Annotated in this window: 8 protein-coding genes; 7 read left to right on the top strand and 1 reads right to left on the bottom strand. The window is 45.9% G+C overall.

Annotated features, from left to right (window positions below):
- The first annotated feature begins 613 nt into the window (after positions 1–613).
- From ACO6VG_RS20640 to ACO6VG_RS20670, 7 genes are all read left to right on the top strand, one after another.
- A complete protein-coding gene (locus tag ACO6VG_RS20640) occupies positions 614–1,489 on the top strand; it encodes a hypothetical protein (protein ID WP_422475421.1) in 876 nt (291 codons plus the stop codon).
- Between the two features lie 625 nt (positions 1,490–2,114).
- Complete coding sequence (locus ACO6VG_RS20645; protein ID WP_422475423.1) at positions 2,115–3,218, top strand: hypothetical protein; 1,104 nt, start codon at positions 2,115–2,117, stop codon at positions 3,216–3,218.
- Between the two features lie 455 nt (positions 3,219–3,673).
- On the top strand, positions 3,674–4,798 hold the full coding sequence (locus ACO6VG_RS20650; RefSeq protein ID WP_422475425.1) for a hypothetical protein: 1,125 nt from the start codon (positions 3,674–3,676) through the stop codon (positions 4,796–4,798).
- A gap of 196 nt (positions 4,799–4,994) precedes the next feature.
- Complete coding sequence (locus ACO6VG_RS20655; protein ID WP_422475427.1) at positions 4,995–6,197, top strand: hypothetical protein; 1,203 nt, start codon at positions 4,995–4,997, stop codon at positions 6,195–6,197.
- A 397-nt stretch (positions 6,198–6,594) separates the two neighbouring features.
- A complete protein-coding gene (locus tag ACO6VG_RS20660; RefSeq protein WP_422475428.1) occupies positions 6,595–7,812 on the top strand; it encodes a hypothetical protein in 1,218 nt (405 codons plus the stop codon).
- Positions 7,813–8,702: 890 nt separating this feature from the next.
- Positions 8,703–9,317: a hypothetical protein gene (locus ACO6VG_RS20665; protein WP_422138138.1), complete on the top strand. Its 615-nt coding sequence runs from the start codon at positions 8,703–8,705 to the stop codon at positions 9,315–9,317.
- A 421-nt stretch (positions 9,318–9,738) separates the two neighbouring features.
- Positions 9,739–10,860: a hypothetical protein gene (locus ACO6VG_RS20670; RefSeq protein ID WP_422475430.1), complete on the top strand. Its 1,122-nt coding sequence runs from the start codon at positions 9,739–9,741 to the stop codon at positions 10,858–10,860.
- A gap of 220 nt (positions 10,861–11,080) precedes the next feature.
- On the opposite strand, the gene ACO6VG_RS20675 is transcribed toward ACO6VG_RS20670, so the two are convergent.
- Positions 11,081–13,441, bottom strand: a complete 2,361-nt coding sequence (locus tag ACO6VG_RS20675) for a DNA polymerase II (RefSeq protein WP_422475432.1) — start codon at positions 13,439–13,441, stop codon at positions 11,081–11,083.
- Positions 13,442–13,636: the final 195 nt, after the last annotated feature.

Raw genomic sequence — 13,636 nt, forward strand, 5'->3', positions numbered from 1 at the left:
GGCAGAACAGTCAACTCCTGACAATAAATGGCGAAAGATCCATTATTGTACTATAAATCCCTGTTGAATTAGTAAAGCCCATAGTGCTGAGAACGCATGGCAGGCTCCTGCATGTGCCAAACAGGTTTCTTAACTGGAAAGTTCAGCCATAGGAGGGTGAATATAAAGCATCTGCCACTTATAACCCTTATACCGGATGTAATTAAAGAAACAGGATGCTTCTGGTATTTAAGGTTTGACTGGTCATTTACTAATAACAAATCAGTCACACTTAATAAGGACATAAACAATGAAAACAACCATTAAACTCATATCGCTATGCTCATGCTTATTATTTATAAGTTCAGCCGCTCATTCAGACGTATCGAGAGAAGAACAATTCAACTTATTGAGCCACTACAATAACGCATCTTTAGTTGAAGACGGTCTGAAACTGGTAACCAGCGGTTCCGGGCTGGCAGTTTCTACCGCGATCAATTATGGATTCTGGTACGGCATCTGCAGATCACCTGAGGTGGTCATTGCCCTTGCGGGTCGCTTTGGCCTGTCAGGCCCACAAGAAAATGAGTTACAAGAGATCAGATCATCTTTTTGTAAGCAACTCGCAGCGCTTATGACTTCTGCTGAGGTTGCTTTAGCCGGACACATATCGCCCTGGCCCGTTGAGCCGCCCTGGTGGCAGCCAATGCGATTTGCAGGAACAGCATACAGTGTTTATAAAGCAGGCACTGAAGAGGTACCTCATCTTGCGGCCATAACACCCTTCGCATACTTTACCAATGAGATAATAACAAGAACATTTGCCGGAGCCCATGCTATCAGGGGTTTAAGGTCTCAGGGCAATGATACAATCCAATCTTTGGATTATGCCCGTAGTGAATATACCATGTTGTCATCAATCGCTGGCACGATCGTTGGCATGATAGCCTATGACAAGGCAATCGATAGAGGTTATACACCTGCGAATGCAATCTTTGCTTTCGTGTTATCTTCTATATTGGCAGAGACAATATCATCATTTAGCTCTTTTTCAGCGTTAAATTCAGGCGTTGGCAATAAAAACGATACAGGAACAGCAGCCTTAGCCGGGGCCGGGGCCTTAGCTGGGTCAATGGCCACAGCCGCAATCTTAACCGGCCATGTTAGGAGCAGATCAAATGTTGTCTTGACTGTAACCGCAGTTAGCACCTTCACTCGCTCTATACCTAAAGTTGGATACAGAGTCTATTTTAGCGCCATAGCCGGAAGCTTCGTCGGGCCCATTTTCGAGGTGTTTCTCTGGAAACAGGGCCGGGAACTGAACTCAAGGCATTTACCGAGATACGCCGCTGTTATCCTGGCACCTGCACTGTCAATCGCTCTGATTAATGGCCTTTCAAACCATGCAGTTTATGGTTACCCACTTGAAGAAAGTTTATCCGAAACAGCCCGTAATCAATTGCAGAAACTTTATGACCCTTTAGATTATTTGTACACCATATTTAATTGACAATAACTGGATCAACCCGGCAGACTGTCTTATGAAAAGAATAAGCAGACTCTGAAACTTTTTGAGTTACTATGAACTCCTCGTATTGCGTCTGAATGACTTTAAATGTCAGCTGACTTTTCTTCGTTTGAGCGATTCAATAAAAGCGCCCTGGCGGCTTTGACTAATACGCACGCCCACTTATTTCTGAAAAAAACTTTTTTTGGTTCCGGGTGAATATTTCTTTCAGGTCAGACACCAGAAGAATTAATTATGATAATGAGTGGAGACAACTCCAATGCTGTACTATAAAATATTACTCAGATAGAAAAGCCCAAAGAGCCAGTAACAGCAACACTGGTTCATTTGTATGACAAACAAGTTCTTACAACTATTAAGGTCAGCCAAAGGAGGGCATATAGAGAGCATCTGTCACTCAAGAATCTCATACTGGATTTAATTTAAGAAACTGGTTAATTCTGGCAGGTATTTTTTGACGTGTCATTAGCTTATAACAAACCAGAAAATTTAATTAAGGACATCAATAATGAAAACATTCACTAAACTAATACCGCTATTCTCGTGCTTATTATTTATATGCCCGGGAGCTCATTCAGACATATCGAAAGAAGAAAAATTCAACTTATTGAGCCATTACGATAATACATCATTAGTAGAGGACAGCCTGAAATTGGTTGGCAGCACTTCCAAGGTAGCCGTTTCCACCGTGATCAATCACGGATTCTGGTACAGCATCTGCAAATCACCCGAGCTGGTCTCTGCCGTTGCAGGTCGCTTTGGCCTGTCCGGCACAGAAGAAATTGAGTTACAAGAAATCAAATCATCTTTTTGCAATCAACTCGCAACCGTTATTACCTCTGCTGAGATTGCTTTAGCCGGACAACTTTCGCTCTGGCCCCATGAGCAGCCCTGGTGGCAACCGCTGCGATACATGGGAACGGCCTACATTGGATATAAAGCATACACTCAACAGGAGCCTTATCATGTACCTTTAACAACTTTGGCTTTCTTTACCAACGAGGTAGTGATGAGAACAGTAGCAGGAGCCGCTGCTATCCAAACTTTAAGGAATCAGGGAACAGTCTGGCCTTTGGATTATGCTCGCAGGGAATATTCCATGTTGTCAACACTCGCTGGATTGATGGTCGGTACTATCGTTTACGAACAGATGCTTGCCAAAGATGTTTCAGCGGTAAAAGCTGCTTTTGCCTGCATTATCTCCGCTACATTGACACTGAAAATATTAGCCATTAGCTCTTTTTCAGCACTCAATTCAGGCTCTTTTGATTTTGTCGGGACAGGGGCAGAAGCAGAAAGCCTGGCTGGAAACGCAGTCTTAGCTGGGTCATTTGCCACAACCATGTCCGGAATGATGTGGGTTGGGAGCTCACTTAATCAGTTCATCACTCTTGCCATCGTGGCCACGGCTTTTCCGATGTGGGGAATTGCAGCTGATTACAAAATCTTGGCCGGGTTGGTAACCGGGACAGCAGTCTCAACGGGAATCATTGAACTTCAGAAGCTGCAAAGGTCAAAACTGGATTCAAGGCATTTATTAAGCAATCTTGCGATTTCCCTGGCTCCTGCATTGGCTATCGCTCTGATCAATGGCGTTTCAAACAATGTCGTTTATGGTTACCCACTTGAAGAAACTTTATCCGAAACAGCCCGTAGCCAATTGCAGAAATTTTATGCTCCCCTTGATTATTTGTACAGCTTTTTTAATTAACAGATAGTTGAAGCGAGAGATAGCCAACGGTTAAAGTCATTGGCAACAACTTTGCAATCCTGTTTAAAAACAACAAAGTGTAAAAAGATTCAACAGGAGTGAGCAGGTTCTGAACCTGCTCAAGTTGCTTTGAATGCTTCGGGAAGCAGCGGATTGTGTTTAACTTTTCTCTTTGAATAACGAACCAGCAAAAACACTCAGCCACTTTTATTAATATTCCTCTCTAAAGCGCGGTGTATAGATAGATCTGTCGCCCCTGAACCTCATAATGGATGCTATAAAAGAAACAGATTAATTCGGACAGTTAAGCTTTGACTGGTCTTATAACAAATCAGTTACTCCAATTAAGGACTTCAATAATGAAGACATTCGGTAAACTAACAATACTCTTCTCGTGCTTATTATTTTTATGTTCAGTCGCTCATTCAGGCAGATCAAAAGAAGAACAATTTAACTTGTTGAGCCACTACAATAATGCATCCTTAGTTGAAGATAGCCTGGAACTGGTGACCAGCAGTTCCAGGCTCGCAGTTTCTACTGTTATCAATTATGGATTCTGGTACAGCATCTGCAAATCACCCGAGCTGATATCTCCCCTTACGGGTCGCTTTGGCCTGTCAGGCTCTGACGAAAATGAGTTACAAGAGGTCAGATCATCTTTTTGTAACCAGCTTGCAGCCATTATCACCTCCACTGAGGTTGCCTTAGCCGGGCACATATCGCCCCGGCCCCTTGAGCTGCCATGGTGGCAGCCACTGCGGTTTGTAGGAACAGCATACGTTGGTTATCAAACATACACTAACCAGGATCCTTATCGTGTTGCGATAGTGACTTCGGCTTACTTTACCCATGAGGTAATGGCCAGAACCTTAGCCAGAGCCCTTACCATCCGAACTTTAAGGAATCAGGACACAGGCACAACACAATCGCTAAATTATGCCCGTATTGAATATAAATTGTTGTCATCAATCGCTGGCCTGATGGTCGGGGCAATAGTCTATAAAAAGATGCTCGACATAGGATTATCACCTGTGAAAGCAGCCTTTGCTTACATGATATCTGCTTCAATGATGAAGACAATATCAACATTAAGCTCTCTTTTAGTTCTTGACTCAGGCAGTGGTCATGCAGTTGTGGAAGAAGCAGTAACCATGGCAGCGGCCGGAACCGGAGCCATAGCGGGAACAATGGCTGTAGCCATAAGCGGAGCCATGGCTGTTTGGTGCAGATCAGATCTATTCTTGAAAGTAAACACACTTGTTACCATAACCCTGGCCAGTCCTGAATCTGAAATTGGACACATAGACAGTTTTATTGGACTTAAAGCCGAAGTCGGAATGACAGTCGGAGCCGTACTCTTGCAATTTCTATTGCAACAAAGCCGGGAACTGGACTCAAGGCATTTAATGAGAAACGTCGCTGTTACCCTGGCTCCTGCATTAACACTCGCTCTGATCAATGGCGTTTCAAACCATGCTGTTTTTGGTTATTCACTTGAAGAAAGTTTCACCGAAACAGCCCAGAACCAATGGAAGAAATTTCATGCTCCTTTGGATTACTTGTACACCTTGTTTCATTGACAGAGTGAAGTCAATCGCACTATCTTTGTCATACCTTTTACCATCAGCAAGTTGCATTGGACACTTTATTTCCTGAACCCGGGAACCACTCAATGGTTGGCGAAAATTCCACTGCTGTTCTATAAGTAACACCCTGAGAGAACAGGAAATGCCTGTAACACATCAGTTCCAGTTACCCTGTTTATGGACACCAAGAATGAAAACGTTCGGTAGGCTAATTCCATTATTTTCGTGCTTATTATCTTTATGTTCGGTCGCTCATTCAAGTTTAACCAGAGAAGAGCAATTTAACTTATTAAGCCACTACAATAATAATGCATCGTTAGTCGAAGACAGCCTGAAACTGTTCAGTAGTGGTTCCGGGCTGGCCGTTTCCACCGTGATCAGTTACGGATTCTGGTACAGCCTCTGCAGATCACCCGAGCTGGTCTCTGCCCTTGCGAGTCGCTCTGATCCGTCTGGTACAGAGCAAAATGAGCTGCAAAAATTTAAATCACTTTTTTGTTATCAACTTGCAGCCGTTATCACTTCCACTGAGGTTGCATTGGCCGGACGCGTATCGGCCTGGCCCCTTGCGCTGGATTGGTGGCAGCCGCTGCGATTTCCGGGAACTGCATACGTTGGTTACAAAACATACACTACCTGCAATCCCCCTTTTCTTATGCCCGTGGTCACTGCGGCATACTTTACCCATGAGGTCGTTGTAAGAACGGTAGCCGGAACCTATGCCATCCAGGCTTTAAGGCAGCAGGACAGAGGCACGAGCCAACCTTTGGATTATGTCCGTAGTGAATATACTTTGTTGTCATCAATGGCGGGTCTGATGGTCGGGGTAGTAGTCTACGACGCTATGCTCGCCGGAGGTTTTACAACGGCGCAAGCGATCGGTGCTTACCTGATATCGTCTGAATTGACAAAGAGAATATTTACAAGAAGCTCTTTTTCAACACTTAATTCAGACGATACTGATAGAATCGAGGCAGGGGCAGAAGCACTGGCCGAAGCCGGAGCCATAGCTGGATCATTAGCTGCAGCCATGGCCGCAGCCATAATGATGTCTGCTGAGCGCTCAAATTTAATCTTCGAAGGAATCACACTTTTCACTCTGGTCTCAGCCGTCCCCATAGTTCCGGAAGTCTGTGTTGGAGCCTTCGTCGGATTGCTAGCCGGAACACAAATCATTGGACTTATGATGCTGCAACACTCACAACTGGACCCAAAACATTTATTGAAAAACATCGCTCCTCTGGGTCCTGCACTGGCAATCGCTGCGATCAATGGTTTTTCAAACCATCGTGTTTATGGTTACTCACTTGAAGAAAGTTTCACCGAAACAGTCCGTAAACAATGGAAGAAGTTTCATGCTCCTTTGGATTATCTGTACACCTTGTTTAATTGACAAATAGTTAGATGCGAGAGACAGCTAATTAGATTTTAGCTCGTGTGTCGCTGAGCAATTTCCGCTAGGAGCCTGACCGAGAATAGCGCCCGTAGCGAGGACGGCAGAAAATTGAGGATGAAAATTCGGTTTTGTGAGGAGAATAGCGAGCTATTTGACGAACAAAAGCGGATTTTCAGACCAATTTGCTGCCGCCGCAGTAGGGTAGTCTATTCTCGGTCAGGCTCCTAGTGAATGCCGAAAATAAACAAGAATAGTGAACAACTAATGCCGTGTAAGCCCCAAAGGGCCAGGAAGATACCGGATGCTATAAAAGAAACAGGTTAATTCTGGTAGTTAAGGTTTGACTGGTCATTTGCTTATCACAAATCATTTACCCTGATTAAGGACTTCAATAATGAAAACTTCCGGTCAACTAACAACGCTGTTCTCGTGCTTGTTATTTTTATGTTCAGTCGCTCATTCAGGTATATCAAGAGAAGAACAATTTAAATTACTGAGCCACTACAGTAATACATCGTTAGTTGAAGACAGTCTGAAACTGGCAACCAGCAGCTCCGGGCTGGCCATTTCCACTGTGATCAATTATGGATTCTGGTACGGCATCTGCAAATCACCCGAGGTGGTCTCTGCCCTTGCAGGTCGCTTTGATCTGTCAGGCACAGAGCAAAATGAGCTACAAGAGGTCAAATCATCTTTTTGTAATCAACTCGCAGCCGTTATCACTTCCACCGAGGTCGCTTTAGCCGGGCACGTATCACCCTGGCACCTTAAGCATCCCTGGTGGCAGACATTGCGGTATGCCGGAACAGCCTACAGTGGTTATGCAGCATACACTAACAGCAATCCTTATCTTATACCCATAGTGACTGCGGGTTACTTTACCCATGAGGTAGTGGCAAGAAGGGTAGCCGGAGCCACTTCTATCCGGAGCTCAAGGTATCAGGACAGAAGCACAACCCAACCTCTGGATTATGCACAAAGTGAATATTCCATGTTGTCAGCAGTTGCTGGCATGATGGTCGGGTCGATAGTCTATGACATGATGATCGCCAGAGATGTCTCACACGCAAAAGCAATCTTTGCTTACATAATATCCCACGCATTGGTAGAGGGATTATCAGCAATAAACCCTCTTTCAAAACACAATTCAAACGGTGTTGCCAGCGTTTGGACAGAAGCAGGAGCAGATGTCTTGGCTGGAACAGGAGTAGGAGCCTTAGCTGGATCATGGGCTACAGCCATATCCGGAGGCGTAAGGGTCGCGCACACATCTGATCTATTACCGAGCGCCGCCATAGTAGTTTACACCGCGATTTTGGTTTCTCCTTATTCTAGAGGAAGGGACACCATTGTTGGAATGGTGGGAGGATTGATGGCCGGAAACCTGGTCTTGGCTCTTCTCAGTCATCAACGCTCAGCACTGGACTCAGGTCATTTATTGAAAAACGTTGCTCTTACTCTGGCTCCCGCATTGACTCTCGCTCTGATCAATGGCTTTTCAAACAATGCGATTTATGGTTACTCACTTGAAGAAAGTTTCAACGAAACAGTCCGTAACCAATGGAAGAAGTTTCATGCTCCTTTGGATTATCTGTACACCTTGTTTAATTGACAAATAGTTAGATGCGAGAGACAGCCAGTTAGATTTCAGCTCGTGTATCGCTGATACAATTTCCGCTAGTGAATGGCGAAAATTCAATCGTTGCACTATAAAATCTTCACGAAACGTTACAGGGCGAGACACAACAAAGACCACCCAAAAGACGGCATATATTAAGCATCTGTCGCCCTTAAGCCTAATGCTGGAAGCTATAAAAGAAACAGGTTAATTCTGGTAGTTAAGGTTTGACTGGTCATTTGCTTATCACAAATCATTTACCCTGATTAGGGACTTCAATAATGAAAATATCCGGTCAACTAACAACGCTGTTCTCTTGCTTGTTATTTTTATGTTCAGCCGCTCATTCAGGCACATCAAAAGAAGAACAATTTAAATTTTTGAGCCACTACAGTAATACATCGTTGTTTGAAGACAGCCTGAAGCTGGCAACCAGCAGCTCCGGCCTGGCCATTTCCACTGTGATCAATTATGGATTATGGTACGGCATCTTGTGCAAATCACCTGAGCTGGTCTCTTCCCTCACGGGTCGCCCTGGCCTGAATCTCCCAGAGCGAAATGAGTTCCAGGAGCTCAAATCTTCTTTTTGTCATCAACTCGCAGCCGTCACCACCTCCACTGAGGTTGCATTAGCAGGTCAGGTATCGCTTTGGCCCCTTAAGCGGCCCTGGTGGCGGCCACTGCGATTTGTTGGAACCGCATACACTGGTTATTTAGCATACACAAAATGCGACACTCGTTTTATACCCATAATGACTGCGACTTACTTTACCCATGAAATAGTGGCGAGAACGGTAGCCGGAGCTACGACTACACTGGCTTTAAGGACCCTGGACAGACCTCCAATCCAACCCGAAAATTATACCTGCAGTGAATATGCCTTAGTGAAATCAATCACCTGCGTGATGTTTGGAGCAATGTTTTATCGCCAGTTTCTCGCCGCAGGCTCTTCAACGGGTAAAGCCATCTCTGCTTATCTTGCGTTTTCTGCATTGATAGAATTATTACTACCCGAAAGCCATTTTTCAGCTTCTAATTCAGGCGGTGCCCATGCATTCGAGCTGGAAGCAGACGCAGAAACCTTAGCCGGCGCCTTGGCTGGATCAATGGCCCTAGCCTTGACCGGAGCCTTCTATGCTGGATTCTTTGACCTGACATTGTCCACAGTCGTAGTGGGTTATATGACCTTGTCACTCAGTAAAACTGAATTTTTATCCGGAGTTGAAGACGAAGTCCTACTTGGAGCTATGGCCGGAGCTGGAACCGGACTCACAGTCCTGATAATTCTGTTTAAACAAAGCTTAGAGCTGGACTCAAACCATTTATTAAGAAACATTGCTATTACCCTGTATCCTGCACTGACAATCGTCCTGATCAATGGCATTTCAAACTATGCGGTTTACGGTTACTCACTTGAGGACACTTTGACCGAAACAACTCGTAACCAATGGAAGAAATTTCATGCTCCTTTGGATTATTTGTACACCTTGTTTAATTAACAAATGGTTAGGTTAGATGCGAGAGACTAGTTTATTTCGTGAATCGCCAAACAATGACCGTTACTGAATAGCGAAAGTTCATTTGCTGTACTATAAATTCTCCCGTAAACAATAAAAGGTCAGGCACTGCAGCTTCCTGTATATGCTGATCGAACTCTCGTATCTGCAAAGACCAGCCAAATGCGGTCGTATATTAAGCATCTGTCACCCTTGAACCTCATTATGGATGCTATAAAAAACAAGCAGGTTAATACTGGCAGGAAAGATTTGACTGGTCATTTGCTTCATAGCAAATCAGATACCCTGATTATGGATTTCAATAATGAAAATATCCGGTCAACTAACAGCGCTTTTCTCGTGCTTATTATTTTTATGTTCAGTCGCTCATTCAGGCCTATCAAAAGAAGAACAATTTAAATTATTGAGCCACTACAGTAATACATCGTTGGTTGAAGACAGCCTGAAGCTGGCAACCAGCAGCTCCGGCCTGGCCATTTCCACCGTGATCAATTATGGATTCTGGTACGGCATCTGCAAATCACCCGAGGTAGTCTCTGCCCTTGCAGGTCGCTTTGATCTGTCATGCACAGAGCAAAATGAGCTACAAAAGGTCAAATCATCTTTTTGTAATCAACTCGCAGCCGTTATCACTTCCACCGAGGTCGCTTTAGCCGGGCACCTATCATCCTGGCCCCTTAAGCAACCCTGGTGGCAGACATTGCGATATGCCGGAACAGCCTACAGTGGTTATGCAGCATACACTAACAGCAATCCTTATCTTATGCCCATAGTGACTGCGAGTTACTTTACCCATGAGGTAGTAGCAAGAACGGTAGCCGGAGCCACTGCTATCCGGAGCTCAAGGTATCAGGACAGAAGCACAACCCATCCTCTGGATTATGCTGAAAGTGAATATTCCATGTTGTCATCAGTCGCTGCCATGACGGTCGGGTCGATAGTCTATGACATGATGATCGCCAGAGATGGCTCACACGCAAAAGCAATCTTTGGTTACATAATATCCCACGCATTGGTAGAGGGATTATCAGCAATAAGCCTTCTTTCAAAATACAATTCAAACTGTGATGATAGCGTCTGGACAGAAGCAGGAGCAGATGTCCTGGCTGGAACAGGAGTCGGAGCCTTGGCTGGATCATGGGCTACAGCCATATCCGGAGGCGTAAGGGCCGCGCACATATCAAAAGATCTATTGTCGAGCATCGCCATGGTAGTTTACACCGCGATTTTGATTTCTCCTTGTGCTAGAAGAAGCGACATCACTGTTGGAATGGTGGGAGGATTGATGGCCGGAAACCTGGTCTTGGCTCTTCTCAGTCATCAACGCTCAGCACTGGACTCAGGCCATTTATTGAAAAACGTTGCTCTTACTCTGGCTCCCGCATTGACTCTCGCTTTGATCAATGGCTTTTCAAACAATGCGGTTTATGGCTACTCACTTGAAGAAAGTTTCACCGAAACAGTACGTAACCAATGGAAGAAATTTCATAATCCTTTGGATTATTTGTGTACCTTGTTTAACTGACAGGCAGTTTAGGCGAGAGACGACCTAAGTACCTGGCCAGTTGGTTTCGCATATTCTGGCGAGTGGATTTTTTCATCCTTCAAGGCGCAACGACGGGCGCGTAGCCATAGCTACGCAACCAGAGTTGGAACGCAGAAGGATGGAAAAAGCCGCCGTCCAGAATATGCGAAACCAACTGGTTAGGTACTTAAGGCCCAGTCTGGCACGACGGGTTGAACCGTCAAAACAGTCCCATCTGTTCGTCAATCAAGGTATTAAAATCAAGATTTATAAACGGAAGAACACCCTCTGCCACCGGCTTTAGCTGCTTGTCGATGTAATGTTGATAATCAATGGGGCTGGTGCGATATTCCAGCGGCTCAGGGCCGTTGACGGTGATCAGGTATTGAATCCAGCCTTTTCGCTGGTACTTTAGTGGTTTTCCCAGTGACTGATTGATCTCATCGGCTTTTCTGGCTGCCCTGACCTGGGGAGGAATGTTTTTAACATAGTCCCTGAGATTACGCCGCAGTCGCTTTCGGTACACCAGTTTGTCATCCCACTCTCCGGCCAGTGTTTTCTGCACAGTCTCCCTGACCAGGTTTTCCGGAGATTGATCGTTAAACACCAACGAGAACAGTTCTGTTTGAAAATATTTTGCCAGTGCCGTCCAGTCAGAACGGACCGTTTCCAGCCCCTTGAATACCAGTTGCTGCCCGCTGGCAGTGGCTGTAATGCCGGCGTAGCGTTTTTTACTGCCGGTATCCGCGCCACGAATGGTCGGCATCAGAAACCTTCGGTAACAGGTTTCAAACTCAAGCTCCAGTGCCGAGTCCAGTTGATAATCCTCTTTTAATTTGGCTGTCCAGCGTTCATTAATCAGCCGCTCCAGTTCTTTCCCGGTGGACCTGGCCTGTTCATCGGAATAGGCTTCATTCAGGAGCACGAACGTAGAATCGGTATCGCCATAAATCACCTGATAGCCCTGCTCTTCTATCCAGCGGGCCGTCTGCTGCATGATTTCATGCCCTCGCAGGGTAATGGAGCTGGCCAGCCGGGTATCGTAGAAACGACATCCACCTGAGCCCAGCACGCCATAAAAGGAATTCATAATAATCTTCAGCGCCTGGGAGCGGGCAGCATCCTTTTGCTTCTTGGCCTCATCCCGTTGGGCCCAGAAAGAAGCAATAATATCTGGAAGAAAGTGCCGGTCACGGGAGAACAGGCCGCCACGAAAACCGGGAATCGCCCCTTCCGGTTCCTGCAGACCTTCCACCAGTCCCAGTGGATCGATTTTGAAGGTTCTGATGATCGAAGGATAGAGGCTCTTGAAATCCAGAACGATGACATTGCGATAGAGTCCTGGTATGGAATCCATAACATACCCCCCCGGACTGGCCAGCCCTCCGCCTTCCGGTAAATTCGGAGCCACATAACCAGCCCTGTGCAACCGGGGCATATAAAGATTGGTGAATGCCTGGACAGAGCCGCCCATACGATCAAGCTCCAGCCCGGTCAGATGACTGCGTAATCTCAGGTAATCAAGGATGTTGGTGTGTTGAAAAATCTCTGCAACCAGTCGGCAGTCCTGCAGGTTGTAACGGGCCAGTTTTTCCTTGTTATGGTGAAAGTCATGATTAATGATAGCCATCCGGTTATCTACGTCTTCTGTCGCCTTACCTTTGCCCAGAAGCGTCTGTGCCACAAACTCCAGACTAAAGCTGTCAAACTGATAAGTGGCCGCCTTTAATGCCTCAATGCCGTCAATGACCATTCGACCCGGCAGGGTAATAAACCCCTGCCCACTATCACCCCTGCGACTTCTCCAGCTGGCTGCCTGTTGCCCCCTGCCCAGTTTCAACGACATGCCATGGCGTTCTGCCCGTTTAAGCAGCAGCCGAAAATCAAAATTAATGACATTCCAGCCAATCACTATGTCGGGGTCCAGAGTTCCGAGCGTCACTTCAAGTGCCTCCAGAAGCGCTCTCTCATCAGCAACCCAATGTATCCAGTCAACCGGCTCCTGATCGCCCACCATGATGACCCGTTGAAAGTCCCCGGCCAAAAGTCCAATGGAGTAAAGTTCACCTCGCTCGGAACATTCAATATCCAGGGAGACCACCTTGAAGTCGGGATTAAACTCAGCAGGACGAATTCGCACCTTGCGGTATTCCTGATAGCCTGACTTCTGCACCAAATCACCCGTGAATGCCATGCCACCGTAAACAAAACGCTCCATCAGAAACCGGTCTGCCAGCCTGACATCGGCTTCCAGTAACTCTATGCCTCTGGTACGAAAATAATCATGCACCTGGAACGATTGGTTCACGTTTTGACTATAAAGGGCGGTGACTGGCTCATGACGAAAGTTCTTCAGAGGTAAAGGCTTTGCCTCAATCGTTGGATAACTCCTGAAAAACTCACTCTTTAGCGGCTCAAACCTCGAGGAAACAACAAAACAGACGGGACGCTCCCCTTCAACCACCAGCTTTGCAGGACCATCATCAGTGACAACCCACAAAACAACTTCCGTCTGTCCTCTGCGGTCCTGGCTATGTCGGCTAAGAAGAAAGCCTTTGCGTACAGGCTGGGTATTTGGCAAGTCAGTTCTCAAACGTTGTCTATTCGGTCAATCAGATTCTGAGAGATATTAACATTGCCGCAATATCTCCGGGAGAGGAAAAATTGGTCATCTGTACGAATAATACCCATCGTGCTTTCTAACTCCCATGATGAGCATGGAGATTTCAGCCTTAAGACAAGGCGACGATCGCCAACGCAGGATTTAGGCTCAAAT

This window comes from Endozoicomonas sp. ALB032, assembly GCF_049310125.1.
Taxonomy (GTDB): Bacteria; Pseudomonadota; Gammaproteobacteria; order Pseudomonadales; family Endozoicomonadaceae; genus Endozoicomonas_A.